This is a genomic window from Labilithrix luteola, from assembly GCF_001263205.1.
Lineage (GTDB): Bacteria > Myxococcota_A > Polyangia > Polyangiales > Polyangiaceae > Labilithrix > Labilithrix luteola.
In genome coordinates, this window is sequence record NZ_CP012333.1 from 3054498 (window position 1) to 3080177 (window position 25680).

A 25680-nucleotide genomic window follows, 5' to 3' on the forward strand; every position below is an offset into this window, starting at 1 on the left:
CGTGGCGTCAGACAGCCTTCGGTTCTGGGTGCGACGGCACTCGGGCCAGCTTGTGCGGGCTGTTCGACGAGTGTGCTCGCTGACTCGAGCTCACATCACCGAGAAATGGCCATGGGGCCGAGGGCTAGATACACGGCGACAATCGCGACGAGCATCACGGCGGCGACGAGCCCGTAGTTGATGCGCGATTGCGTCGTGCTCCAGCCGTCAGCGTAGAACTTCCCCTTCGAGCGCTGGCGAAGCTTGCGCTGCACGTTGGCGACGAGCGCGCGATCGACTTCTTGGGCAGGCTTCTCGTCCGCGAAGGAGCGCTTGAGGAGCGCCGTGAGCGCGGGGCTCTCGTCATCCATCGCGGCGAGCTCTTCGTCGGTCGGCGGCCTGTCCTGCTCGTCGCTCATCGGATCTTCTCTCCGAGCTCGCGCTCGACGATCTCCTTCAGCTGCGCGCGTGCGCGGAAGATTCTGCTCTTCACTGTACCAGCGGCGAGGCCCGTGATCTGCTCGATCTCCTCGTAGCTGAGCTCCTCGACGTCGCGAAGGATGAGGCACTCGCGGAACGACGGGTCGATCTTCTGGATGGCGTTCTGCACGATGTGCTCGACCTGACGGCCTGCCATCGCCTCGTCGGGCCGCTCGATCTGAGCGACGTTCGCGCCGCGCGCTTCGGCGAGAGGAACGCGCTCGGCGACGGCCTCGAGCTCGTCTTGCTCCGACGAGTGACGCACGCGCAGGTACTTCGAGCGGTTCTTACAGAGGTTCACCGCGATGCGGTAAATCCAGGTCGAGAGCTTCGAGTCGCCGCGAAACGTGCCGATGGCCTTGAAGACCTGGACGAAGACCTCCTGCGTGAGGTCCTCAGCCTCGGCGCGGTTTCCGAGCATGCGGAAGACGAGCGACGAGACCCGTCGTCCGTAAACCTGGACGAGCTCCGTGAACGCACGCTCGTCGCGAGCGACGAGACGTTCGATCAGCTTCGATTCAAGCTCGTCGGGGAGCGCCACGTCCGGCCATGGTGCAACACTCTCGGCATCGAGTGCAAAGTCGTAGGCCCGCATGGGCTTCTACGGGCAAGACAGGGCCTCGAAGCGAAAGTTCCGCGAGCACCAACGGATTGGGGCTCTACCTCAGAAAGAAGCGTGGAGGCCCGCAAAAGCGCCTCCGGCGACGGGCCGGACGGTCAGTTTGGCCGCCACGCTCTTCGGAGGCCCACTCGTCAGCACGATGTAACCTCCGACGGCGGCTGCCGCCGCACCGAGGACGAACGACACGGTCGAGATCGTCCCGTCGCGATGCGCGTCACGCGAGAGATCGCCGGCGGCCGCATCGCACGCCTGCCCGGCGCAGTGGGCGTCGACATCGGAGAGCTTCGAGAGAGCCATGATCCCGAAGGTGGCTCCCACGGCGAGACCGACCACGCCCGCGCCGAGCGTGACGTAACCCGCGACGCGCCGGGTGCGGAAGGGATCGGGGTTCTCGTTCGTCACGGGCCTCGCCGGCGGGTCGGGAATGTCGTCGGCCGGCGCGGGCACCATGACGAGCTGCTCGGTGGGCGAATCGACGACGCGGAAGGAGACCGTCCCGCGCTTCTTACCGGGGACCGAGATGGCAACCGCGTGCTCGCCGGGATCGAGATAGAGCGGCAGGTACCAGCGTGACTCGGGCACCGGCTCGCCGTCGACCTCCACCGACGCGATCGCTCGATCCGTCGGCAGCTGCAGCGCCACGCGCGGGAGCTTCGTCTCGAGCGCCTGCACGTGGTTCATCGCGAATTCGTGGCGATCCTTCTGACCATTTTGCGCAGCCCACGCGGCGGCGTACTGGAACTCGCGCCACGCCGTTGCGCTGCGCCCCATGACCTCGTGACAGAAGGCGAGGTTCAGCAGCGTTCCGAGCTTGGGACCGAAGCGCAGGCTCTCTCCGAAGTCGTTGCACGCTTCGACGTACTGGCCCGAGTCGAACTTCTTCTCGCCACTACGGAAGAGCGTCTCCGCGCGCATCTCGTTCGACATCGGACGCGCGGGTGACGTGCTCGAAGACGACGTCGGAAGCGCAGGGGCCGATGGTGCAGGCGGAGGCGCGGGCGTTGGAGCGGCTTTGCCGGACGACGAGCGAGGAGCGGCCTCCGCGTGGACGGTGACGAAGACAGCAGCAGCGAAAGTCGCGCCGGCGAGCCAGCGCGCGAGGGAAGGTCGTTCGGTCATTCGCGGGTGTTCAAGAACTTCGGTCGTTGCGGCCGTTGCCCCTTCCCGCCGCGGGATCGTTGCGCCGTTCCTTTCTGGCCCGGCGTCTCCGGCAAGTCCATCAGCATGGGAGCATTCCCGTCTCCCTGCCCCGACGCCCCCTCTCCCTCGTCCGAGGAGGGGTCTTGAGGCGTCGCCCCTTCCGCCGCAGAAACCATCGTGGTCTGCGGCGCCGCCGTTGTGTCGCGCGTCACACGCACCGCGAAGAAGATCGCGAACGCACCGATGACGACCATCAGGGCGGCGGCGATCCCCATCCAACGGACGGACGGCATGCGCCAGGCCGCTCCGAGCGCACGCGTGCGAAGGCCGTCTTTGACCGTAGCGGATTCCGGCTTGCGATTCGCGAGCAGCAGCGGCTCGGTTCCGAGGCTGGTACTTCGAGCGCGCTCGGCGGCGGCCGCGATGGCATCGGCCACGCGGCGCACTTCCGCCGGCGTGTGCTGATGGAGCATCTTCGAACGGGTCAGCACTTGCGCGCAGCTCGACACGACGTCCGCGTGAGCGCCCGTTCCGAACTTCGCCACCGCGCTCGCGAGCTCGGCGGCCGACGGCCAACGATCTTCGACCTTGCGCTCGAGGCACTTCGCGACGATGTCCGAGAACTCCTTCGGCACGCTCGGCACGAGCTCGTGGAGCGGTGTGGGATCCTTCTCGAGAATGGCAGCGAAGATCTCGCCCACGCCGTCGCCGTCGAACGGCGGCGCGCCGGAGAGGAGCTCGTAGGTCACGACGCCGAGTGACCAGAGGTCGGCGCGCGAATCGATCTCCTTCGCATTGCGAAGCTGCTCAGGGGACATGTACACCGGCGACCCGAGTACGGCCTGACCGGTGAGAACCTTGTCTTCGGGCCTCGACGTCATCGCCTTCGAGATGCCGAAGTCGAGCATCTTGATGGCATTGCTGCCATCGGGACGGCACGCGAGAAAGAGGTTCGCGGGCTTGAGGTCGCGATGGACGATGCCGACGGCGTGCGCATGCGCGAGGGCCTCGAGCGCCTGCAGGAGGTAATCGGCGACGTCGGCGAGAGGAAGCTTGCCTTGCAGTTGGAGAAGCTCTTCGAGGTCACAGCCGTCGAGGAACTCCATTACGAGGAACGGTGCGCCGCTCGCGAGCGAGCCTGCGTCCATGACGCGTGCAACGTGCTCGCTCTGGATGCGTGCCGCCGCCTGCGCCTCGCGAGCGAACCGTTCGACGACCGCTTCGGAGGTCGCAGCGGAAGGCAAGAGCACCTTCACCGCGACCGTCTGCTTGAGCACGAGATGGGTCGCCGCGTAGACCACACCCATGCCGCCTTCGCCCGCGACCTTGTCGAGGCGGTACTTGCCGGCGATCACGTCGCCGACTTTGGGCATGGCGTAAGTGCTCACGCGAATGGAACTCCGGTTCTCCGAGAGCCGCGATGGGAGCGCGGGCCTCCCACGAAAAAGTATACGCGCTCTCCTCACACGACCGGTAACTCGCACGCGTCGAAACGGAAGGATCTTCTTCGCCCTCCCTCGGCGGCCCCCGGCCCCGGCCCCGGCCCCCCTACCTTTCCCCTCCTGAGCGTTGGAGCGGCAGAGCGCGCCCTCACAGACGACTGGCAACTTCACCAGCCAGGTGGGCGTGGCCATGTGGGCGAGGCCCGCCGCGTGTCGGGGAAAGCCTTCCGTCGTGCCGCCGGCCCCATCCGTGCGCGTCCTCCTCGTCCGGTCGGTTTTGGCACTCGCCTAGGTCCTGGGCCAACGAGCGGGACTCGATGCCGCGACGAGATCCTCGTGGCGCGTGCATGCGCCTCGGTTGCTGACGGCGGCGTAAGGTCTGGCGCTTGGAACGCGCGAGCTCGTCCCCGACGAAAAGGGCTCACGCGGCCCCGCTCGATCCCGGCGCCGATGCGATTCGGTATCGCCCTTGCTCTCCAACGCGCGATGAGCACGCACGTCGAAAGCCCTTCCGTCCGCATGCCGAAGCGGCCAACGCGAAAGAAGCATCGCGCAGGTTTCGCGTTCGGGTCGCTCGTCCTCGGCGGCCGAACCTACGAGCACGACGTCGTCGTGAGCGCAGGTCGTGTACGGAAGCGCAAGAAGAGACCCTCGAAGCGATACAGGGACTGGTTCGGGCACACGCCCCTCTCCATGGATGAGGACATCCCTTGGGACTGTGAACGTCTCATCGTGGGCACCGGAGCTTACGGCGCGCTTCCCGTCATGGTCGAAGTCAAACGGGAAGCCCATCGCCGAGGCGTCGAGCTCGTGATGATGCCCACGCCACGTGCGATCGACGAGCTCGAAAAGGCCGGTCCCTCGACGAATGCCATCTTGCACGTCACTTGCTGATCGCCACTCGTTTTACGTGACGCAGACGATTTTTCGTCGTCGTCCTTTTGGCCCGGACGTGCTCCAGGTAAAGGTGCGCTATGCACGCTCGGAAGACAGCTCGTGACGCGTACTTTCCCACGCGATTCGACGATGCGTTCTTCACCGCTCGAGGCGACGTCACGTTCCGTGACACCGCCGCCGCCCGCGTCTTCGCCGATCGGGTGAACGACCTCGACGCACGCTCGGGAGACGATATGCTTCGCCCCGCCGAGCTCGCGGCGATGGCGCTCGTGCACGAGATCTTCCACGTCGTCATCGAGCTCTATCGTCAGCGCAATCCGCGCAGCTTCGAGCGCTTGCTCGAGCGGCTCGACAGCCAGCTCGAGGGCGGCGCGCGCCGCACCCTCATCCGCTTCCTCGAGACCTTCCCAACGCCTGCGATCTACAAGCAATCCCAAGGCGAGGGCGACGAGACGCCCCAGAAGCTCTTGGCGCGCGACGGCCGAGGCGCAGAAGACACCTACGCCGAGGAGGTGATCCTCCTCTGGCTCACCAACCAGAATCCCGCCTACGAGCCCGTGCGTCCGATCGTGACCGACTACGATCTCGGTCCGAGCTACCAGGCGATGGTGGGCGAGGCGCGTCATTTCTTCGCGCACGAAGAGCCGTTCGGCCCGCGCCGGCAGAGCCTCATCGATTTGTTGCTCGAGCCGAGCCGCAAGGCCCCGAAGTCGATCCTCGATCAGCTCAAGTTCATCGAAGACGAGTGGGGCCAGAGCCTCGGCCTCGATCAGCTTCCGATTTGGCGCCGCGTGCTTTGGGCGCGCGACTTCCTCAACGAAGAGGGCAAGTACTTCTATCGCGGCGGCCCCGGCCCGGGCTCGCCGCTCCTCGACGCCATGCGGTTCAACCGCACCGAGGTCGAGCCGAAGCGCTTCAGCCAGGACCTCGACTGGATGCCGCGCGTCGTGCTCATGGCCAAGACGGTCTACGTCTGGCTCGACCAGCTCTCGAAGCAGTACGGGCGCGAGATCCATCGTCTCGATCAGATCCCCGACGAAGAGCTCGACATGCTCGCGTCACGCGGCTTCTCGGGACTCTGGCTCATCGGCCTCTTCGAGCGCAGCTCCGCGTCGAAGAAGATCAAGCAAATGCGCGGCGACCAAGACGCCGTCGCCTCCGCCTACTCGCTGAAGTCCTACGACATCGCGTGGGAGCTCGGCGGTCATCAGGCCTACGAGAACCTCCGTCATCGCGCCTGGCAGCGCGGCATCCGTCTCGCCGCAGACATGGTGCCGAACCACGTCGGCATCGACGCCGATTGGATCGTCAACCACCCCGACTGGTTCATCCAGACCGACCACCCGCCCTTCCCTAGCTACCGCTTCGGCGGCCCGGACCTCAGCGACGACGGGCGCGTGGGCGTGTTCATCGAAGAGGGCTACTGGTCGAAGACCGACGCCGCCGTCGTGTTCCGTCGTCACGACCGGCACACCGGTCACGACCGCTTCATCTACCACGGCAACGACGGCACGAGCATGCCGTGGAACGACACGGCGCAGCTCGATTACACGAAGGCCGAGGTCCGCCAGGCGGTCATCGAGACCATCCTGCATGTTGCACGGATGTTCCCGATCATCCGCTTCGACGCGGCGATGACGCTCGCCAAGCGGCACTTCCAGCGTCTCTGGTTCCCGCTGCCCGGAAGCGGCGGAGCGATTCCGTCGCGCTCCGACTACGCGATGACGCAGGACGAGTTCGATCGAAAGATCCCCGTCGAGTTCTGGCGCGAAGTCGTCGACACCGTCGCGCAGCGCGCGCCCGACACGCTGCTTCTCGCCGAAGCCTTCTGGATGATGGAGGGTTACTTCGTCCGAAGCCTCGGCATGCACCGCGTCTACAACTCCGCGTTCATGAACATGCTGAAGCGCGAGGAGAACCAGAAGTATCGAGAGACGATCAAGAACGTCCTCGACTTCGAGCCTCAGATCCTCAAGCGCTTCGTCAACTTCATGAACAACCCGGACGAGGAGACCGCAGCGCTCCAGTTCGGCGGCGACGACAAGTACTTCGGCGTGTGCGTGCTCATGAGCACCATGCCGGGCCTCCCCATGTTCGGCCACGGGCAGGTCGAAGGATTCCACGAAAAATACGGCATGGAATATCGCCGTGCGAAGTGGGACGAGAAGCCCAACCATGGCTTCGTCGAGCGCCACGAGCGCGAGATCTTCCCGCTCCTCAAGAAGCGATATCTCTTCAGTGGCGTCGATGACTTCGCGCTCTACGACTTCTTGACCGACGGCGGCGTCGACGAAGACGTGTACGCGTACTCGAACGGTTGGGGATCGGAGCGCGCGCTCGTTCTCTACAACAACAAGTTCAAGGACACGCGCGGTCGCATTCGCTGGAGCGTTGGCTCGAAGCGCGAAGACGGCAGCATGCTCTCGCGCGACGTGCTCGAAGCCATTGGCGTAGCCGGCCAGAGCGGCGCATGGGTTCTCTTCCGCGACGCCGCGAAGAACCTCGAATACCTGAGGCGCGCAAGCGACCTCGAAGGCGGCTTCTACTGGGAGCTCGGCGCGTTCAAGTACCACGTGCTCACGGATTTCCGGACGGAGCACGTCACCGCCGAGCGCCCGTGGGATCGCCTCGCCGAAGAGCTCGGCGGGCAAGGCGTTCCATCGCTCGAGCGCGCGCTGGTCGCCCTGCGCTTCAGGCCCGTTCATCAGCCCCTGCGCCAGGCGCTCGGTCGCGGGCACGTCGATTATCTGCTCGCCGGGTGGGACGCGAAGACGCGCGAGCCCACGAAAGAAGCGCTCGCGGCACTCGATGAGCGACTCCAGCACGTTGCCGACGGCCTCGCGTGGATGCGCGATACGAAGGTGGACGCGACCGCGGCCCTCGCGAAGGCACGCACGCGATTCACCACCATCCTGCGCCAGCTCCACCCCGATGCGGAGGCGCCGGACTCATTCCACCTCACCGCCTCTCCTGCGGCGGATGGCGAAGTTCCGCCGACGAAGCTCGACGGCGCGCTCCACCTGCGCTGGGTCGAGCTCGAGGCCGTGGTCGACCTCGTTGCGCAGGTCACACAGCTCGAGAACGAGCCGGGCGCGCGGCCGGGAATCCTCGATGGCTGGGAGCTCTCGCTTCCGCTTCTCGCGGCCATCGGCTCGGACGACTACGAAGCTCACCAGCACATTGCGCTCGTCCTTCTCGCGACGGCGTTGCCGGAAGTGCCGCTTCGCGAAGCCATGCGGGCATCGCTCTCCGAGGCGCGCGGCCGCACGTTCCTCGGCGTGCACGAGGCGAACGGCGTCTCGTGGCTCTCGAAGGAGCGTTTCGAGGCGCTCGCGAACGTCCTCGCCGAACGCGAGGTGCTCGACGGGCGCGCGAGTCTGGCGCTGGCGCGACGGCAGTACGAAGACGTCACTCGCCTCGCCGAGCGCGAAGGCTATCGAACGGCGCGCATCGAGAAAGAGCTCGACACGCCGCGCCTCGAAACGCCGCCGAGCAGCGCGAAGGAAAGGCCGCTCACGCCTTCTTCTTGAGCACGGCGTAGGCAATGGCGCTTCCACCGAACGCCAGCGACAACGCCATGACCAAGAGCACCCAGACGTAACGCGAGTCGCGCCCCCCCTGCCCCTCGGGGCAGTACACGAAGCGCTTCGTCGACACCTCGTCGGGTCGTTCGCAGACGACCTGCAGGCCGCGTGTCACCGCGTCGTCCATGCACGAGCGATCGGTGCTCGCGCAATCGAGGCCCGTCGACGAGCACTTGCGAACGACGCTGCAGGGCTCGTCGATCGAGTCGTGAGCCCACGCGGGCACGGAACCGACGACGAGGGTGAGCGCAAGCGCACGACCGAGCCATGTTCTCGAGAGGCGATGAGGATGGGACACACGACGCTTCTAGCCCAGGCGGGCTCGTCGACGAAGCGTCGTGCGTCCTCCCGATCGATCCGGCTCAGAACAGCTTGCCGAGCTTGCCGACGGTGCCGCTGAGCGAATTCAGGTTGTTCGTCAGGCCCTTGGAGGCAGACGTCCAGCTGTCGTTCGGAACGGCCGAGAGCCCGCTGATCTGATCCTGCACCTGGCCTCTCATCCCGGTGTACTGATCCCAGAGCGCGTCGAACTGGTTCTTCTTCGCGGGGGGCAGCGTGTCCGCCTTCATCTTGAGGTTCGATGCCTGCGAGTCGAGCTGATCGAGCGAGCTCTTCGACGAAGCAGTGAGGTTCTTTCGATCCGTGTCGAGCTTCGCGTTCGCGTCCGCCAGCTTCTTCTCCGCGTCCGAAACGTTCGTCCGCCCTTCGGAGACCGCCTTGGCGCGTGTGTCGGCATAGTTGGCGTCGATCGCGTTGACGTTCTCGCGCGCTTTGACCTGCGCGCTCGTCAGATCGTTCTCGGCAGTCCTGAGATCCTTGCTCGGATCGTGGGCGCATCCAGCGAGCGCGACCATGAGGGTCGTCGCCGCGGTGATCCCGGAGATTCCAACGATGGGCTTCATGGCCTCCTCCTCGCAAACGGCTACCTCCGTCGCAGTAGCGAGCGTCGTGCCGCACCGCCGCCGGACCCGAGCCGCCCGAAAATGCTCATGGAATTCAGCTCATCTACATGGGGGCAAGAACGCGGGCCGTAGCGGTTTGGCACGGCCCCGGTAGGCCTTCCTACCCACCTTTTCACGCCAATTTTTCCGGGTTCCGGCCCTGTTCGTGCTTCCTTGGTCCCGCACCGACGGAACAGCTGTTGCACCCGTTCGTCGCAGTGCTAGGAGGGCGGTCCATGAAGCTCGAGGGCAAGCGCTTTTCGCGGGGCAAGACCACGTTCGTGGGCTTCGAGCTCGCGTTCGCGTTCGCGTTCGCCGCCCTTGCGGTTTCGACCACGGGTTGTGCGACGCCGGCCCAGCAGACGAACCTGACCTCGGCGGGCACCTCGGTCGAGACCACGACCGGAACGCGCCCTGCGCCCCGCGTTGGCAAGTCGCAGCGCGCCGAATCCGCGAAGCCGGTCGCCGGGCGTGATCTCCGTCATGAGATCGTGAACCCGACAGACGACGATCTCGAGCCGAAGCGCACGACCACGAACGACGTGTCGAGCTCGCATCGTCGAAGCGGCACCTTCGGCGCCTGGAAGTAATCGTCGCTCTTCGCAGAGCGAGGAATACTTCACGCGGCTTGCACGTCGCGGCAGGTCGAGGAACCAGTTCATGGCCAGGATCGACAGCCTGCTCGCCATCGTCGTGCAGCAGGGCGCCAACGAGCTCCGCCTCGGTACCGATCGTGAGCCCAAGATGCTCGCGCACGGCAGCGCCCGGCGCTTCCACATGCCGGAGACGAACGAGGAAACGCTCCGCGCGCTCCTCGGTGACATTCTCTCCACCGACCGCGAGCGACAGCTCGGCGAACGTGGCCGTATCGAGGTTCCGTACGAGACGAACGCGGGAGCCGCGTTCCACGTCTCGCTGACGGCAAGGCCAAGCGGGGGCTTCGACGCCGTGTTCCTACGAACCTCGAGCCATGTGCCCGTAGCGCGCCCCGAACGCATCGAACGCGTCGAACGCGAGGAGCCAGGCCCGCCGGATTCGTTCGAAGCTCCCTCACCATCGTCCGGACCGCAGGCGAGCGTCGTTGAAGCGCCGCGTCCCGCCTTCTCGTTGAGCCTCCAGAATCTGCCACTGGTTCAGCAAGCCATTGCCTCGCGCGCGACGGACCTGCACCTCGTCGACAGCGACGCGGCGGTGCTGCGTATTGACGGGCGCCTCACGCGTCTCGAAGGTGAGGTCGTCGACGACGTCGTCGCCACGCTCCACCTCGATCCCTCCGTCAGGGCCATCCTCGCCAAGGGCCAGTCCGTCGAGCTCTCCGCCGAAGTCGACTGGAATGCGCGCGCACGCGTCCACCTCTATCGCGCGGCTACGGGCAACGCTGCGGCCATTCGCTTCTTCGCCCGCACGCCGTCCTCGCTCGCGAGCCTTGATTTCCCCGTGCCGCTCGACGACCTCGTCGACATTCCTCACGGCCTGGTCATCGTCTGCGGAGCAACGGGGTCGGGAAAGTCGACCACGCTGGCCGCACTCGCGCACTCGGCCCTGCAGCGACGGTCGATCGTCCTCGTGACCCTCGAAGATCCCATCGAGTACGTGCTGGCCGGCGGGTCGGCATCCATCGTTCGCCAACGCCAGGTCGGGCGCGACGTCCACGACTTCGCCACGGGCCTTCGCGACGCGCTTCGCGAAGATCCCGACGTTCTCGTGGTGGGAGAGATGCGCGATCCCGAAACCATCGCGCTGGCGCTCACGGCTGCCGAAACCGGACACCTCGTCTTCGCCACGCTTCACTCCGGCGGCGCGGCCTCGGCGGTCGAGCGCATCGTGGATTCCTATCCGGCCGAACGCCAATCGCAGATCCGCACGCAGCTCGCCGACTCGCTTCGCGCCGTCGTCGCCCAACGTCTCCTGCCCCGCGCTCGCGGCGCTGGGCGCATTCCTGCCGTCGAAGTGCTGCGGATGAATCACGCGGCCGCGAGCCTCGTTCGCGAAGCGAAGACGGCGCAGCTCACGAGCGTGCTTCAATCGGGCCGGCGCGAAGGAATGATCACGCTCGAGCGAAGCCTGGCCGATCGCGTACTCGCCGGAGAGGTGCGCATCGAACACGCCCGCGCCGCCGCGAACGATCTGGCGGCGCTCACGATGTACCTGAACAAGTAGAAGCGGGAATGCCCGCCTCGGGTCGGTGGTAGTGTCGTGGCGTGATGACACGACGAACCTCGACCGGAATGCTCCGCCTTCTTCCGGCTCTCGTGCGCGGCTCCGTGGTGCCGCCAGCCGCGCTCTTCGTGAGCTTGGGACTCGGCGCGTGTTCGAAGCCCGAACCGCCCACGCTGCTGCCCAAAGAGGCTCAAGTGACGGCGGTCGGCGCTGCAGGGCTCAACGTGCTCGTCAAAATGGAAGCGACGAACCCCAACCGCGTCACGCTCTCCGCGCAGTCGGTCACGGGCAAGGCCACGCTCGACGGTAAATGGTCGCTGGGCACGGTGACCATCGCGAAGCCAATCACGCTGCCGCCCAACACGCCGACGATGATCGACGTGCCGCTCACCATGCCGTGGTCGGATCTCCAGGCGCTCGGCGCGATCGCGCAAGCCAGCGGCCCCATCCCTTACGTCATCGAAGGCACGGTCGCGATCGGTGGAGAGAGCCTGAACGTCAACGTTCCCTTCAGCGTGCCGGGAACGATCACCCGCGATCAGGCCATTGGCGCCGCGCTGAAATCGCTTCCGGCGATTCCTGGGCTGACCGCGCCCGCGCACTGAGCGCGTTCGGTTCACATACCGCCGCGCATGGCCGTTCTTCGGCCGCGCAGGCCACCGAAGCGTGCGCCGCCGACCATGTCCTCGCCGATCCCCTGTGCGATCGGCGAGTCGTCGAGACGTGACGCGAGCTCGGCCGGACCGTCGTAGATGGCGATGGCGTCCGCGAGGTCTGCGTCTTTCCAGCCCCCTGATCGGAGGGCGATGGCACCGACGCTCGCGCGCCTCGCTGCGGCTATGTCGTAGGGCGTATCCCCCACGAAGATGGTCTCGGAAGCGTCCGCCCCGACACGTTCGAGTGCCAGCTCGACGAGCCCTACAGAGCCGTTCGGGTCGAGGTCATCGCTGGTCACCACCATGTCCATGAGATCGGCAACCGCTGCCACGCGCAGCAGGTCTGCAAGGTCCGCCGACGACGCAGAGGTCACCGCCACACACGAGAGTCCCCGCGAACGAACGCGGTCAACGAGCACCCGTGCGCCGGGCAGTGGCCCGAGGTCGGGGAGGTAGTGAGCCTTGAAGACGGCGGAGCGCCGCTCCGTGAGAGCTCTCCCCTCGGTCGAGCGCGCGTCCATGTCGACGAGCTCGCGCAATATCCTCTCGGAGCCCATTCCGATCCTCGATCGCACGTGCTCGAACGGGACATTTTTCCCATGGCCCCGCAGGGCATCGAGCCACGCGTGCGCATGGGCATCGTTGCTATCGAGGAGGGTTCCGTCGATGTCGAACAGGACGGCTCGAATCCGCGCCATGGCTCACCTTCCCCACATCGCCGTTGCAGTCGACGTGCCTTCGGTATGCGTTTCACGAGGGTGAACCCCCACACCTCGCGTGCCCTTCCCGAAGTGACGGTCCTCACGAGGCGCGCCGCCTCGCGTGAGGCACTTCAGAAGGGGGAGTCGTTCATCGATAACGTCCACGCCGTCCCGATAGCCGCAAGGTGACCACCGACGAAGAGCAGCGCGAGGTGAGCCGCCAGTGTCATCGGACACGTCAGCGCGGCGGTGAACAGAGCGAGTCCTACCCAGATCGCCGCAGTCACTGCCACCCGCAACATGACCGAGGAAAGCGCGCCCGGGCGTGTCGATCGCCCGAGTGTTCCGCGCGACGAAGACGGCAGGGCATGGGGTGCCCGAGTGAACCTGACGTACGGCGCATCGTCGTCGAGCAGCGTGGTCATGCGGGTCGCCATGACCTCGAGCGGTGCATCGCGCATACCAGCGCGGTCGAGTGTCTTTCCGGTCCGCCGCGGAGTTCATCGGAGGTGTCTTCACTCCCAACCGGTCTTCGATCGCACGACGTCGGCGAGCTGATTCGCGAGACGCTGGTGAAACGCCGGGTTGCCGTGACCCTCGCATCCGGTCAACTCGTCGGACGTCGCGATGGGCGGCACGACGAGGCTGACGTGTGGGTCTCCCTTCGCGTTCCGGTCCTTTACCGCGGCCGTGACTCCCCTGCACGAGATCGTCGCGGATCGGATGTTCGGCATCGACGTCGACCGCGGACGGCGACACGACGCAGAGAATTTCCGCATGCGGGTAATTCTTCCGCAATGTGGCCACGAACTCGCTGTAGGCCGACGCAAAGTCCGAGACCGGCTCGGGCCCGTCGTCGTTGGGGAGTCCGACTGCAAAGTCGAGCCCACCGATCATGGAAACGATGACCTTCGGAATGAACGACGAGAGTACGTACGTACTCTTCGTGTCGACAGGGTCCGCCTGCGCTTCGCTCCGCTTGTACAGCTCGACGGTGTGCAGCCCGGAGGGCGGATTCGTCGCGAGCACGTCCTTCTGCGTGCCGTACCCGAGCACGAGCTTGGGTAGGAGATTGCCGTCGATGATCACGTCCCATTCGCTGGGGCCGCCGATCATCCATTCATCGACCTTCTCGTTGAACGAGGCGGACACCTCGGTGCCCTCGAAGTTCGCGACGATCCTGCAACCTGGCCATCCACACGCATGGCCGGCGGGGTCGGACGTGTCGAAACGACCGATGAACTGAACGGCCGGTTTCGTAAGGTCTTGGACCGGTGTGTCGAGCTCTTCGTCGGTGGGGGCGTGTCCTGCGTCCGTCGGACTCGGCGTCGGTGTTGTCTCGCTGGGCGCAGGTATCTCAGGCGCGGATGGCGACGGCTCACGCGCACCTGCTAACGGCGTATCCCCACTCGAACACCCGACGACGAGACCTACCAACGAAGGGACGAAGACGAAGCGAAGTCCAAGCGGGCGCATCGTTCACCACCCCATTTTGGCGGAGATGACCTCCGCAAGCTGACGAGCCACGCGGTCGTGGAACGCAGGCGTGCCGTGACCGTTGCATCCGGTGACTTCGTCCGGCGTGGCGATCGGCGGCGAGGCCGTCATGAATCGCGCGTCACCGTTCTTCGCGCTGTCGTCGGCGAGCATCGTCATCGCCGTCGTCAGGTTCGTTCGACTCCCGCGTCCGGGCGGATCGTCGTCCGTCACCGACGGTGAGATGGCGTAGAGCACGTAGGCATTGGGGTAGTGCGAGCGAATGTCCGCCACGAGGCCTCGCAAAGCGGCGATGAACTCGTCGAAGGGCGGCGGCCCGTCGTCGACCGGTTCGCCGATGGCGTAGTCGTTCGAGCCGGCCATGATGATCACGAGGTCGGGCGTCCAGGATCCGAAGTCGAACGTACTCGTCGGGTCGAGCGGGTTCGTCAGCTGGAAGATCCGCGGCACCGTCATGGTGTCGGGTCGGTTGACGTTCTTGACGAGGCCCTTGCCCGAGTAGGCCGTTCCCACGACTTCGGCCGCGAAGATGTCGCCGAGGTGCGCGCTGAACGATTCATGGAAGTTCTCCCAATGTGCCGCCCAGCTCGGCGGCGGGCAGTTGGGACCGATTGAAGCGCCATCGATGCCGTAACCCGCGGGCGTCGAGTCACCGACGATCTCGATCCGTCGCCCTGCCGAGAGCGGAGGAGGAAGCAATTTGCCGGCGCCGAAGTCGAAGCCGAGAAACTGCGTCACGCCGTTCTGCGCTTCGCTTCGCTTGAAGAGCTCGACGCGATGGGTCCCCGGGGGGAGAGCGGTGGCGAGCTTGTACGTCTGTTTTCCCGTCGCGAGCACGAGCTTGGGCTTCCACTCGCCGTCGATGGCGAGATCCCATTCGCTCGGTCCGCCTTGCATCCAGCTGTCGACGAGCTCGTTCAGCGTGACGGAGACCTCGGTACCATCGAAGTTCGCCAGAATGCGGCCACCCGGCCACGCGCACGAAGGACCTGACGGATCTCGCGTGTCGAAGCGACCAACGAACCGCACGGCCGGCGGTCCGGGATCGTGGTCCGCGTTCGGTTGGTTGGGCGACGGGGCGTTCGTGCCCGGCGACGCGCTCCCGTCACGACCGTCGTTGCCTGGGTCCGAAATGCCCGGGCCCCCCACTTCGCCGTCACCGGTGCCTCCCGCGCTGCAGTTGGCCGCGGAGAACACCGACGCCAGAGACGCAATCGCGAGCACGCCATGAATGCCCTGGAACTGCTTGAGTTTCATGCCCCCGCAAGGACACAACGCATGGCGTGAGCCAGCATCGAGGCGGCCGGAGATCGTGCGGCGCATGCGAGGTCGCCGTTCGCGCCGCGCGGTGATACGGAGAGATCGCTTGGAAGCGTTCTACGTGCTCGGGCTCTTCGGCGTTCTCGCCGGCTTTCTATGGCTCGTGCGCCGCGACAACGAGATCTTCCGCGTCGAGGTGGAACGCGGCAAGGTGCGCGTCGCACGCGGCAAGGTCCCGCCGTCGTTCCTCGGAGACGTGCGAAGCATCACACGTCACGTCGAACGAGGAACCATTCGCGCGGTCAAGCAGGACGGTCAAGCGCGCATCCTCGGATCATCGTCGATCGACGAGGGAACGCTTCAGCGACTGCGCAACGCATTCGCGACCCAGCCAGGACGGGGCGGGTCGCGACTCTGAGGCGATCAGCAGCCCGCGAGAACCAGCGCCGGGAGGCGCAGCTTCCGCGATTTGCGCATGCGGCGAGAGAGGGCGATGAGGATGCGGTCCAGCATTTCGCGGCCCTTACTGCTGCCAAACGAAGCAAAGGTCAAGCATTCGCTTGTCAGGCGTTGTCGACGCGCTCCTGACAAGTGGGTAACGGCTCGATAGTCTTACGCGATTCGGGGATTTTCAGCACACGCGGAGGATCACGTAGGTCTTCACGCCTTGGGGGGTTTCGACCTCCGCCTCGTCGCCCTCCGAGAGGCCAAGGAGCGCTTTTCCGAGCGGGCTCGTGGTGGCCAGCGTGTGGATCTCCTCCTCGTCGGCTTTGACTGTCATTCCGCCGGCGACAGGGACGACGAGGTAGCGGGTCCGAGCGCCTTTGAACGCGACGTCGACGAGGGCCGAGGCCTGGATGGCTTCCCCGTCGGCGAAGTCACGGGCCTCCATCGACCCGAGGACGGCAGCCGCGTGCTCCAACGTCCGGACGCGTTCGGCCTGCCCGCGCGCGATGTACGAGGCCTCCGTGGAACGCATGTCCTTGTCGTTCTCGGGCTTGTTTTCCTCGTGCGTCGCCGCCGCCGCCGCGTCCTTGGCGATCTTGGTCATGGAGGCAACCTCGGCCGTAATGCGGGCACGGAGATCGGCGAGAAGGGCGCGTTTGTCGACCATGACGCTCCCGATACTCGATCACCCGGGTCGGTGAGCAAGGGTGGATCGGAAGATCCTCGTTCTTGGCTCAACGGATCTTTACGACGAGAGCGAATACATGTGATTCCGCGGTCGTTCGAGGTGGGAGCAGCTGGCACCAACACTGCAACTTTCCGCCAGCAACGCACTTCTGCGAACCCTTCAAGGAGTCTCTCCCATGTTTCGATCGGTCGTCGCCTCCTCCCTCATGATCGTTGCCCTCTGCGCGTCCACCGGCTGCGGAGCGTCGGCGACGCCCGCAGCGAGCACGGCCGTGGCGAGCGCAAGGCACGACTCGACCTGGTACCCGGCCGAGGAGACGGAGTTCGCGTTCCGTGGCGACGCCGCCGAGCGTCCGTCCCGTCCGGAGACGGCGCACAACCTCGAACAGCCGAACCGTAACGAGATCCCGCGCGGGTCCATCCACGCAGCAACCAACTGAGCGCATGCGCCAAGCACTCGCCCAGGAGCCTCGTCTCGGGCGACGATGATCGCGTGCGGATCGAGCCCGGACGCATCGTCACCTGCCTCACTCTCTCCCTCGCCTTCGTCGCCTGTCATCACGCGAGTGCCGACGAGCCTCCGCGCAAACGCGTCGAAGCGCCGCCGCCGCTGCCGCCCCCTGCGCCGAGTCCTGCCGCCGACACGGGAAGTCTCCCCGCCGCACCGAGCGCACCGCCGCCAACGTTGAAGACGGCGAAGTTCGTGCTCCACATCGGCGATTCGACCGTGGGCTACACGCTCGGCATGCAGCTCGAGCTGAGTCGTATGTTCAAGGCCGCCGGCGTTCGCTACGAATCGCACACGTTCACCGCGGCGGGCCTGCGTAGCTTCGCGAAGGAGCGCTACATCGAAAAGCTCGTGCGCGAGAAAGATCCCGATCTCGTCATCGTGCAGCTCGGCACGAACAACCTCACCGTCCCGACGCCGAGCGCGTACTTGCCGGACGTGAAGGAGATCGTCTCGCAGACGGGCAATCGCGCTTGCTATTGGGTGGGCCCCATCCCGCTCGAGCAACCCGAGAAGGGCATGCGCAAGATGCTTCGCGAGAACGTTGCACCATGCACGTTCTACGACTCGTTCGATCTCGTGCTCGCGCGCCAGTCCGACAAGATTCACCCGACGCAGCCGGCCGCAAAGAAGTGGGCCGAGGCGTTCTGGACATTCGCGGACAAGACGCCGCCGGGTGGCGGTTAGAGCGCACGCCTCAGACGGCGATCAGCATCCCCGCGAAGTCTTCTTGCAGGTAGGCGTACTTGTCCGCGTCACGCCATTCGAGTGGATCGCTCGAACGCTCGCGCTTGGGTACGGCCTTGCGAGGTCGCTTCACGACGATCGTCATCTTCGGCTTGTCGCCGAATCCCGCTTCGATGAGCAGCTCCACGAGCTCATCGCCGGTCCGACGCTGCGCAGCCATCGTGGCCAGCTGGGCGGACCAGGGACGGCTCCTACGCGTCGTGCTCCGATGTCGGGTGCTGGTTGCCTTTGACATGGCAAAAGGACAACTTGCAGGTTCCGAGCCGAGGCGGGACACCGCGCGCTGACGTCACGAAGAGCCCGTAAATCCTCGATCTCGCTTGGCGGCGGTCCGGCCGTTTCCACGATGACGACGGAGGGCTGGATCGCTCCGTTGACCCGCGGGTGCCCCGGTCCGCGAAGGTGATCCGCGATTGATCCATGGCCCGCGACGGCCTCGAAGCCGAGGAGCGAGCGGCGCGTTGCCGATGACGCGCCACGACGAGAAACACGCCGTGACATACGCGCCGCAGCCCTCGAGCTCGAGCTCGAACGAGCCCACGTTTCACTTGGACGAAGCGCGGCCCGGTGCGAGTCTGCCCGGCCCATGGCGCGTCTCTCTCGCTATTTCGAACTCGTTCGTGACGCTGGCGGCATCGAGCACATGAAGGTGCATGCCGACGGCGTTGCATTGCTTCGCACGGCGCTGACGAACAAGGGCACCGCCTTCACGGAAGAAGAGCGTATCGCCCTCGGGCTCGACGGCTTGCTTCCGCCCCACGTGGCAACGCTCGAAGAGCAGCTCACGCGCGTCTATACGAACTTCACGCGCGAAGTGACGCCGATCGCGAAGTACGTCTACCTGCGCTCGCTCCAGGAGCGAAACGAGCTCCTCTTCTACGCACTGCTCGAGCGGCACCTGGAAGAGATGCTCCCCATCGTCTACACGCCGACGGTCGGCGAAGCGGTGCAGAAGTTCCACGCGCTCTACCAGAGTGCGCGCGGTCTCTCGCTCTCGTCACAGAACATCGACCGCGCCAAGACGGCGGCGACCAACTGCCTGCTCGACGACGTGCGCATGATCGTCGCGACGGACTCGTCGGCCATCCTCGGCATCGGCGACCAGGGCTACGGCGGCGTGGCCATCGCCATCGGCAAACTCGCGCTCTACACGGTCGCGGGAGGCGTGAGCCCTTACCGCTCGCTGCCGATCGGGCTCGACGTCGGCACGGATCGCAAAGACCTGCGCGACAACCCGGCGTACCTCGGCGTCCGTGAGGAGCGCCTCAAGGGTGAGTCGTATCTCGCGTTCATGGACAAGGTCGTCGCCGCCATTCGCGAGCGCTGGCCGCGCGCCATCTTGCAGTGGGAGGACCTCTCGAAAGACACGGCGTTCGCGGTCCTCGACCGCTACCGGAACCAGCTGCCGTCGTTCAACGACGACATCCAGGGAACCGGCGCCGTGGCGCTCGCGGGTCTCGTTACGGCGTGCGCGACGCAGAAGCGGAAGCTGTCGGACGAGATGGTCATCGTCTACGGCGCCGGAGCCGGTGGCGCGGGTGTGGCGCTCGCCATTCGCGAAGGCATGAAGCGCGAGGGACTCACGGAAGAACAGGCGCGCGCCCGCGTTCTCGTTCTCGACTCCAAGGGCCTGCTCGTCGAAGGCCGCAACATGGAGGACTACAAGAAGCCGCTCGCGCAGACGCACGAGAGGCTCGCCGCGTTCGACGCGAAGGACGTCACCAACTGGGACCTCCTCAACACGATCCGCGCGTCGAAGGCCACGGTCCTCCTCGGTCTCTCCGGGCAGCCTGGAACCTTCACCGAACCCGTCGTGAAGGCGCTCTTGCCTCACGTGGAACGGCCCGTCGTGTTCGCGCTCTCCAACCCGACGAGCTCGTGCGAGGCGCAGCCCGTCGACATCCTCGCGTGGACCGATGGTCGCGCGCTCGTCGCGACGGGAAGCCCGTTTGCGCCCGTGCGCGTGGGCGATCGCGACGTGCCGATCGGTCAGGGCAACAACGCCTTCATCTTCCCGGGCCTCGGCTTCGGCGCCATTCTGGCGAACGCCTCGTCGATCACCGACGGCATGGTGCTCGAAGCGGCTTACACGCTTGCGGACTACACGCGTGAACATCACGGCAAGGAGGGGCTCCTCTACCCGCCCGTGTCGTCGCTGCGCGCCGTGAGCCTCGAGGTCGCTACGCGCGTCGTGAAGAAGGCCTTCGCCGACGGCGTGGCGAGGAACACGAAGGTGACGCCGGAGAAGGCGGCCGCGTACGTTCGCGCGAAGGCATGGAACGCGCGCTATCTGCCCTTCAAGAAGGCCTGAGACCGAGCGATCGTGGCTCGCGAGGCGCGATGCTTCGCGAGCCCGAGCGCAAATGAGCGAAAGCCCCGAGGGGCGAGATGTCTAGGACATCGCCACCGGGGCTTTCTTCGTCAGCTTGGCTGGATCAGGGACGAACGGTCACGGGCGTCGTGAACGAGTCGTCGACGAACGGCTGAACGCGCGCCTTCGAAAGCGCGGTACGAACGCACTCGTCTTCCGCCTTCTGGCCGCGCATGTCGACCTTCTGCACCGAGCCGTCCGACGAGAAGACGATCGATCCCTTGCGGATCGGATCGTCGGGCGCGAGGCACGCGCGCGCCGAGGGCAGAACGGCATTGATCGCACCGATGACCGAGCCCGGCGACGGACGCAGCTGGCGCGCGTTGGCGTTCTTGGCGGGCTCATCCGCGAGGCCGCTGCCGCTGGCGTAACCGCCGTCGGCCGCGCCGCGCATGGCGGCCGCGAGGTCGCCCTGCTCGCTCGGAGCCGTCTGGATCTCCTTCAGCGTCAGCGACGGATCGACAGAAGCCGCAGGAGCGGCCGGCCCAGCGGCATGCTTGCCACCACCCGTACGCGGACGCTCGGCGGGAGCTGCAGAAGCGCTTTCGGCGGGAGCAGGCTCTTTGGTGTCGACCGCAGCGGTTTCGGCGGGCTGCTCTGAGGGAGTCGGAGCCGCATGTGCGACCTCATTGGTGCGTACTGCGGTGGGCAACGGAGCCGCCGTGGGTTCGGGGGCCTTCGAGTTGAGGAAACGCGAAGCCGTGAAGCCGACCAAACCGAGGAGGGCTGCAGCCGCGAGAAGCGGAACGACCTTGCTGCGCTTACGCTCCTGCGTGCTCGTCGACGCGGCAGCCGCCTCGGCCTTGGCCGCGGCGGGCTCCGCAGCCTTCGCACTCGCGGACGCAGGGAGCTGCGACGACGGCGGAACGGAAGGCGACGCGACACCGTCGAGCGAGTCGTCGGCGCGACGGCTGCTGTTGCGCGCGACGCTTGCCGCGGCGGCGGGCGCAGCGGCCGCGGCGACGGCCTTCGAGCTCGCGACGGGCTCGGGCGTGCGGCTCTTCTCGCTCTTCTCCTCGCTCGCCTTCTTCGACGATGCCGGAGTAGAAACGGCCGCTGCCGGAACCGCCTTGCTCGAGACGGGTGCGGGGGTCTCGGTAAGCGAAGGAGTCGTGCGCGCCGCAGGCGCTGACGAAGCTGCAGGCGTCGCCGATTCGGCGGGCGGACTCGGGTCCGCCTGGCGCATCAGCGCATCGAGATCGATGAGCCCGCTGTCCTCGTTGCGTTTCGCGGACGAGCGATCGTTTGATTCAGCCATCCGCCTTTTAATGCGCGTTCGCCAGACTTTTTGATCACGAAATCGTCACCGCTTGTTTGATTTTTCAAAGTCGAGCTGTGACGCAGCGAGCTCACGCATTGCGACGATTCGATTTGGTGACTTGTAGGTCCGTCACGCCTCCTCCCGTGACCCCTCGTGACGCCCTTCACTGGCCCGTGACTGCGCTCGTCATCGCGTCTCGTGACACGAAGCATTCTCGGTGATGACGACGCGGTCGTTCTTCCCTACGGCCGCACGCACCTCGCCAATGAATTTCGAACGATCCGCATCGGATAGCTCATCCAGACCGCTGCAAACGTCCGACTCACCTTCCTTGCCCCAGCGGACGCGCTCGGTCTTCAAATCGACACTCTTCGCGATGCGCCACTTATTGATGACCTCGTTGACCTGATCTTTTGCCTTCGAATCGACACCTGCGCCGAGGCTGATGAAGCTGACGACGAGACGATAGGTCGCGGCGCCACCATCGGGCTTCGCGTTGGGCGTGGCGACGGATTCGGACGACGGCGCAGCGCCAGCATCGGCCGTGCTCGACACATCGGCGGGCGTCACCGGCTTGGGTGTTTCGTCACCGCAGGCTGCGACGAGGAGCGAGAACGAAACCGCGAACGGACGGAGGCGCGAACGAATCATCGCGCCGCAGGCTACTGCGGCGACCACTTGCGTGGACCGAGGATTTCGCAGGTCTGTCGCGAACTCCGTTTGACATTCAATCAGCGCAAGTGAGTTGCGCTGTAACGCGACTCGCAGGACGCCGGTTGCGAGCGATGACCATCCGCGAGCGGAACCTTTACCCACATAGCCCTACCCATTTTGGGAAACCATGATCGGTCGGTTCGAAGGGCCGCCACTATCGAGGGAGCCATGGGCAACGCGCGCGCCGACGGCGGCGACATCGAACTGGTGTCGTCGCCCGAACCTCCGAGCACACCGCTGCTCGAGTTGGCGCTTGCTGCGGCCGCAGGTGACGGCAATGCAACAGGGAAGCTGCTTCGTGCGCTCGCGCCTCGCCTCGTGGCCATCGTCCGGGCCGTCCTCGGGGCGTCCCACCCCGATCTGGATGACGCCGTGCAGCAGGCACTCATCGGTCTGGTTCAGGCTCTTCCGGCGTTCCGAGGGGATTGCGACCCGCTCGGCTACGCCCGCGTGATCGCCGTGCGCGCCGCCATCGCCGTGCGGAAGCGGTCGCGCGCGCAGGCCTCGAAGCGTGACGACGAAGCCGAGACGGACCGCATCGCCGAATCGCATCCGACCCCGGGCGAGCAAGCGGCGGCGCGACAGCGAAAAGATCTCCTTCGCGATCTGCTCGCCGAGCTCCCGACCGAGCAAGCCGAGACGCTCGCTCTTCGCGTGGTGTTCGGTTGCTCGCTCGAAGAGGTCGCCAAGCAAACGGGCGTGCCGCTCAACACCGTGCGAAGCCGTGTGCGCCTCGCCAAAGAACGTCTCAAGCATCGCATCGAAGCCGACGCGTCGCTGCTCGACGCACTGGGGTGTCATGAGGGTCGTCGACCTGCACCCCGAGGACTTGCTCGACAAGGAGGCCAACGGCGCACTCACCGAAACCGAGCGCGCGCGCCTCGATGCCCACGTCGAGGGCTGCACGACGTGCGCGTTCGAACGCCAGCTGCGCGCAGACTTCCGTGAAGAAACCGACGGCGATCTCGTCATCGGACGGCACACGGCGCAGGAGCTCGTCGCGCTCGCGCTGCAAGGCTCGGCGACGCGTGCGACGCGTGCGACGCGTGCGACCGAGGAAGCGCCGGCGACGCGACCTGGCCCGCGACGTCGCACGTGGATGCTGCTCGCGGCAGCTGCCGTGCTCGCAGTTTCGGCAGCGGCCGCCGACGAGTCGCTCGGCGGTGCGCTACGTCGCGCCGTGGGCCTCGACGTGCCTACGGTCGAAGTCACGCCGCGTTCGCCCGAGGCAACGCCGAGCACGCCCGCACCGAGCCCACGGCTCGTTCACGCCACCACGGCGAGCTCGGTGACCGTCGTCGAGGCAGCGGAGCCGGCGGAAGACGTCGCGTCGCCCGTTCCGACGTCGCCCGTTCCGACGCCTGCGGTGACGCCGCCGAAGTCGGTGGCCGTTCGGACGGCAAGCACCTACTTCGACGAGGCCAACGAAGCGCGCCGTCGCGGTGATTACGCCCGCGCTCTCGCCCTTTGCAGCGAGCTCCAAGCACGTTACCCGTCGAGTCGAGAGGCACACGTCTCGTATGCAACCGCGGGTCGACTCGAGCTCGATCGCGGTAACCTCGGCGCGGCACTCGCGAGCTTCGATGCTTACGACGCACACGGTCAGGGTGAGCTCGACGAGGCCGTGATGGTCGGCCGGGCCACGGCCCTCGAGCGCCTCGGGCGTATCGACGAGGCACGGCGCGCGTGGAGTCGCCTCCTCACGGCGTTCCCGAGCACACCTTACGCCGATCATGCGCGCACGCAGATCGGAACGGAGACGACGCTCCGTTGACGCGACGAGGTCGAAGGTGACGTGGAGGAGCAAGGCTTGCGGCGTTCTCGCAAGCATCCTCGTGGTGTCGGCATCGCCTCTCGCACGCGCCGACGAGCCGTCTCGCAGCTCGCGCGTCTCGCGCCACGTGGTCGAGCTGAACGTGACAGGCGGCCAAGACGACGTGGCCGTCCTCGACGCGACGATTCGCGAGCTCCTCGGCCGCCTTCAACTCGTCGTCACGCACGGCCCTGCCCTCGATCGCTCGACCGTCCTCGCGCGCGTGTCGGTCGCGATGACCTCCGTGGGCGGCGCGCGGGTGGAGGTCATCGACGCCCGCGATGGTCACGTCGTCATGCAGCGCACCGTGCCGAAGGAGGGCTCGTCGTCGATCACGCGCGAGGCGATCGCGCATGCCGTACAGTCGGCCGTCGAAGCCCAGCTGCTCGACGCCGAAGCGCCCGCGGCCGAGCCTGCGCCCGCGCCTGCCGCCCCCGAATCGCCTTCACCTGCGCCCGCTCCCGCTCCTACTCCCGCGACGATGCCGCTCGAGCAAGCACCACCGGAGGCGCTGAAAGACGTCGTCGTCGAAAAGCCTGCGTCGCGCTCCACCATGGCGCTCGACGTGGCGACGTTCGGCGGATTCGGACCGATCGCGCGTGGATCGGGCATCGTTCCACGCGTTGGGGCCGGCGTGACGCTGGCATCGAGGGCTGGCGTTCGCCCTGCGCTCACGCTGATCGGAGCCTACGCGCTGCCGTTCGACAACGACGCGGCCTTCGTCTCTTCCCGCACGTCGTTCGTGTCCATCCGTGCACTTCCGTCGCTCCAGCTAGTCGGCTTCTCGCAGGTCGCCATCGACCTCTCGGCTGGCGGCGGCTTCGACGTGCTCTCGGTCCAGCCGACCTCGACCGTGCTTCCCGCGTCGGCGCTCGGGCAAGACACGTCGCGGATCGATCCCCTGCTGACGAGCATGCTCACGGCTCGTATCGGAATCGTGCCCGGCGTGGTGCTCCTCGCGTCGGCGGGCATCGACGTCGATCTGTCGACGCGGGCGTACATCGTCGACAACGCCGGTACGCGGACCGAGGTCCTTTCGCCTTGGCGCGTGCGACCGGCGATTGTCCTTGGCTTCGCCTTCACGGCGCTCGGACCAGCCGCGTTCGCCGCACCGGACGAGCCCAAGCAAGGTGGCCGTTCGTGAAACACGCCGTGCGGGTCGTGTTCACGATCGCTCTGCCGCTCGGGGCAGCACCAGCCATGATTGCATCATGCACGGAAGATCCGGTCGTGCTCGCCGCGATTCCCGCCGTCGATGGCGGTGACGACAACGTGCACGTTCGCCCGCGACGGTGCATTTCGAGCTCGGATTGCCCGAGCGACGCCTTTTGCGAGAAGCCCTCCTGCTCCGCGCCAGCGGGCTTTTGTCGACCGTTTCCGACCGTCTGCCCCGACGAGGAGATGCCCGTGTGCGGGTGCGACGGCATCACGTACTTCAACGATTGTCTTCGCGCCGCGGCCGGGGTTCCGAAAATGAACCCGGGCGAGTGCGAGGACAATGCACGCGTGTGCTTCGGCGCGAACGATTGTCCAAACGGCGGCTCGTGCGCGCGATTCGTCGGCTCGGTGCCCGACATGCCGTGTGGCCCATCGCTTCCCGGACGATGCTGGTCGTTGCCCCCGACCTGTCCGCCCCCCACACGCAGCGATCGCTGGGATTCGTGCGTGCCCGCCGATCACGACGCGGGCCGGCGTCAGTGCGTCGACACCTGCAATGCGATTCGGAGCGACGCGCCTCACCGACGACGTGTTTCGGTGTGCCCTTGAGCTCGC

At 66.4% G+C, this 25680-nt stretch carries 27 protein-coding genes and 1 pseudogene; 13 read left to right on the forward strand and 15 right to left on the reverse strand.

All coding sequences use genetic code 11. The features are described 5' to 3' along the window. Positions 1–95 precede the first annotated feature (95 nt). The 4 genes from AKJ09_RS13830 to AKJ09_RS13845 all read right to left on the reverse strand — a co-directional run bounded on the left by AKJ09_RS13830 (position 96) and on the right by AKJ09_RS13845 (position 3609). Positions 96–398 (reverse strand): hypothetical protein, encoded by a 303-nt coding sequence (locus AKJ09_RS13830; protein WP_146647674.1) that lies wholly within the window; start codon positions 396–398, stop codon positions 96–98. Beyond that, positions 395–1054, reverse strand: coding sequence for a sigma-70 family RNA polymerase sigma factor (locus tag AKJ09_RS13835; protein WP_146647675.1), 660 nt, complete (start codon positions 1052–1054; stop codon positions 395–397). The genes AKJ09_RS13830 and AKJ09_RS13835 overlap by 4 nt, the downstream gene beginning before the upstream one ends. Positions 1055–1123: 69 nt before the next feature. Next, complete coding sequence (locus tag AKJ09_RS13840) at positions 1124–2200, reverse strand: hypothetical protein (protein ID WP_146647676.1); 1077 nt, start codon at positions 2198–2200, stop codon at positions 1124–1126. Further along, the gene (locus AKJ09_RS13845; RefSeq protein WP_169927523.1) at positions 2197–3609 is read right to left on the reverse strand and encodes a serine/threonine-protein kinase; all 1413 of its coding nucleotides are present in this window, start codon (positions 3607–3609) and stop codon (positions 2197–2199) included. Before AKJ09_RS13845 ends, AKJ09_RS13840 begins: the two co-directional genes overlap by 4 nt. Before the next feature lie 540 nt (positions 3610–4149). Here AKJ09_RS13845 and AKJ09_RS13850 point away from each other — a divergent pair. After that, positions 4150–4557 (forward strand): MTH938/NDUFAF3 family protein, encoded by a 408-nt coding sequence (locus tag AKJ09_RS13850; protein ID WP_205633703.1) that lies wholly within the window; start codon positions 4150–4152, stop codon positions 4555–4557. An 80-nt stretch (positions 4558–4637) separates the two neighbouring features. After that, positions 4638–8090 (forward strand): alpha-amylase family protein, encoded by a 3453-nt coding sequence (locus AKJ09_RS13855; protein WP_146647678.1) that lies wholly within the window; start codon positions 4638–4640, stop codon positions 8088–8090. On the opposite strand, the gene AKJ09_RS13860 is transcribed toward AKJ09_RS13855, so the two are convergent. Both AKJ09_RS13860 and AKJ09_RS13865 read right to left on the reverse strand, forming a co-directional pair. Continuing rightward, entirely contained in the window at positions 8074–8442 is a 369-nt protein-coding gene (locus AKJ09_RS13860; protein ID WP_146647679.1) for a hypothetical protein, read from the reverse strand. The two genes, AKJ09_RS13855 and AKJ09_RS13860, sit on opposite strands and share 17 nt — an antisense overlap. A gap of 64 nt (positions 8443–8506) precedes the next feature. Then, entirely contained in the window at positions 8507–9046 is a 540-nt protein-coding gene (locus tag AKJ09_RS13865) for a hypothetical protein (protein ID WP_146647680.1), read from the reverse strand. 275 nt (positions 9047–9321) lie between these two features. Here AKJ09_RS13865 and AKJ09_RS13870 point away from each other — a divergent pair, with 275 nt between their 5' ends. The 3 genes from AKJ09_RS13870 to AKJ09_RS13880 all read left to right on the forward strand — a co-directional run bounded on the left by AKJ09_RS13870 (position 9322) and on the right by AKJ09_RS13880 (position 11850). Then, positions 9322–9675 carry a hypothetical protein gene (locus tag AKJ09_RS13870; RefSeq protein WP_146647681.1) on the forward strand — a complete coding sequence of 118 codons (354 nt, stop codon included), beginning with the start codon at positions 9322–9324 and terminating at the stop codon, positions 9673–9675. A gap of 70 nt (positions 9676–9745) precedes the next feature. Beyond that, positions 9746–11245, forward strand: a complete 1500-nt coding sequence (locus AKJ09_RS13875; protein ID WP_146647682.1) for a type IV pilus twitching motility protein PilT — start codon at positions 9746–9748, stop codon at positions 11243–11245. Between the two features lie 44 nt (positions 11246–11289). Then, the gene (locus AKJ09_RS13880; protein ID WP_240488471.1) at positions 11290–11850 is read left to right on the forward strand and encodes an LEA/WHy family protein; all 561 of its coding nucleotides are present in this window, start codon (positions 11290–11292) and stop codon (positions 11848–11850) included. Positions 11851–11861: 11 nt separating this feature from the next. Here AKJ09_RS13880 and AKJ09_RS13885 read toward each other — a convergent pair whose 3' ends face one another. From AKJ09_RS13885 to AKJ09_RS13900, 5 genes and pseudogenes are all read right to left on the reverse strand, one after another. Then, positions 11862–12599 carry an HAD family hydrolase gene (locus AKJ09_RS13885; protein ID WP_146647683.1) on the reverse strand — a complete coding sequence of 246 codons (738 nt, stop codon included), beginning with the start codon at positions 12597–12599 and terminating at the stop codon, positions 11862–11864. A gap of 134 nt (positions 12600–12733) precedes the next feature. Then, positions 12734–13039 (reverse strand): hypothetical protein, encoded by a 306-nt coding sequence (locus AKJ09_RS54800; RefSeq protein ID WP_146647684.1) that lies wholly within the window; start codon positions 13037–13039, stop codon positions 12734–12736. A 78-nt stretch (positions 13040–13117) separates the two neighbouring features. Continuing rightward, entirely contained in the window at positions 13118–13336 is a 219-nt protein-coding gene (locus AKJ09_RS54805) for a hypothetical protein (protein WP_240488472.1), read from the reverse strand. A gap of 277 nt (positions 13337–13613) precedes the next feature. Beyond that, positions 13614–14078, reverse strand: a pseudogene (locus AKJ09_RS56100) (hypothetical protein); the annotation flags it as partial. Between the two features lie 3 nt (positions 14079–14081). Beyond that, on the reverse strand, positions 14082–15356 hold the full coding sequence (locus tag AKJ09_RS13900) for a GDSL-type esterase/lipase family protein (protein ID WP_169927525.1): 1275 nt from the start codon (positions 15354–15356) through the stop codon (positions 14082–14084). A gap of 109 nt (positions 15357–15465) precedes the next feature. On the opposite strand from AKJ09_RS13900, the gene AKJ09_RS13905 reads away from it, so the two are divergent. Continuing rightward, entirely contained in the window at positions 15466–15777 is a 312-nt protein-coding gene (locus tag AKJ09_RS13905; protein ID WP_169927526.1) for a DUF3634 family protein, read from the forward strand. Between the two features lie 213 nt (positions 15778–15990). On the opposite strand, the gene AKJ09_RS13910 is transcribed toward AKJ09_RS13905, so the two are convergent. After that, complete coding sequence (locus AKJ09_RS13910) at positions 15991–16473, reverse strand: GreA/GreB family elongation factor (RefSeq protein WP_146647688.1); 483 nt, start codon at positions 16471–16473, stop codon at positions 15991–15993. A 196-nt stretch (positions 16474–16669) separates the two neighbouring features. On the opposite strand from AKJ09_RS13910, the gene AKJ09_RS13915 reads away from it, so the two are divergent. Both AKJ09_RS13915 and AKJ09_RS13920 read left to right on the forward strand, forming a co-directional pair. Further along, a complete protein-coding gene (locus AKJ09_RS13915) occupies positions 16670–16933 on the forward strand; it encodes a hypothetical protein (protein WP_146647689.1) in 264 nt (87 codons plus the stop codon). Positions 16934–16986: 53 nt separating this feature from the next. Beyond that, positions 16987–17688: an SGNH/GDSL hydrolase family protein gene (locus AKJ09_RS13920; RefSeq protein WP_146647690.1), complete on the forward strand. Its 702-nt coding sequence runs from the start codon at positions 16987–16989 to the stop codon at positions 17686–17688. Between the two features lie 10 nt (positions 17689–17698). Here the strand turns inward: AKJ09_RS13920 and AKJ09_RS13925 are convergent, their stop codons facing one another. Further along, positions 17699–17908, reverse strand: a complete 210-nt coding sequence (locus AKJ09_RS13925) for a hypothetical protein (protein ID WP_146647691.1) — start codon at positions 17906–17908, stop codon at positions 17699–17701. 426 nt (positions 17909–18334) lie between these two features. Between AKJ09_RS13925 and AKJ09_RS13930 the strand changes: the two genes are divergently transcribed. Then, entirely contained in the window at positions 18335–20059 is a 1725-nt protein-coding gene (locus AKJ09_RS13930) for an NAD-dependent malic enzyme (protein WP_146647692.1), read from the forward strand. A gap of 124 nt (positions 20060–20183) precedes the next feature. Here the strand turns inward: AKJ09_RS13930 and AKJ09_RS13935 are convergent, their stop codons facing one another. Both AKJ09_RS13935 and AKJ09_RS13940 read right to left on the reverse strand, forming a co-directional pair. Continuing rightward, complete coding sequence (locus tag AKJ09_RS13935) at positions 20184–21377, reverse strand: hypothetical protein (RefSeq protein ID WP_146647693.1); 1194 nt, start codon at positions 21375–21377, stop codon at positions 20184–20186. Positions 21378–21566: 189 nt separating this feature from the next. After that, on the reverse strand, positions 21567–22031 hold the full coding sequence (locus AKJ09_RS13940; RefSeq protein WP_146647694.1) for a hypothetical protein: 465 nt from the start codon (positions 22029–22031) through the stop codon (positions 21567–21569). A 231-nt stretch (positions 22032–22262) separates the two neighbouring features. On the opposite strand from AKJ09_RS13940, the gene AKJ09_RS54815 reads away from it, so the two are divergent. From AKJ09_RS54815 to AKJ09_RS13960, 4 genes are all read left to right on the forward strand, one after another. Continuing rightward, positions 22263–23042: an RNA polymerase sigma factor gene (locus tag AKJ09_RS54815; protein WP_146647695.1), complete on the forward strand. Its 780-nt coding sequence runs from the start codon at positions 22263–22265 to the stop codon at positions 23040–23042. After that, positions 22924–23868, forward strand: coding sequence for a tetratricopeptide repeat protein (locus AKJ09_RS13950; protein ID WP_240488945.1), 945 nt, complete (start codon positions 22924–22926; stop codon positions 23866–23868). Before AKJ09_RS54815 ends, AKJ09_RS13950 begins: the two co-directional genes overlap by 119 nt. 64 nt (positions 23869–23932) lie before the next feature. Next, complete coding sequence (locus AKJ09_RS13955) at positions 23933–25051, forward strand: hypothetical protein (RefSeq protein ID WP_205633704.1); 1119 nt, start codon at positions 23933–23935, stop codon at positions 25049–25051. After that, positions 25048–25674 carry a Kazal-type serine protease inhibitor family protein gene (locus tag AKJ09_RS13960; protein WP_146647697.1) on the forward strand — a complete coding sequence of 209 codons (627 nt, stop codon included), beginning with the start codon at positions 25048–25050 and terminating at the stop codon, positions 25672–25674. The genes AKJ09_RS13955 and AKJ09_RS13960 overlap by 4 nt, the downstream gene beginning before the upstream one ends. Positions 25675–25680: the final 6 nt, after the last annotated feature.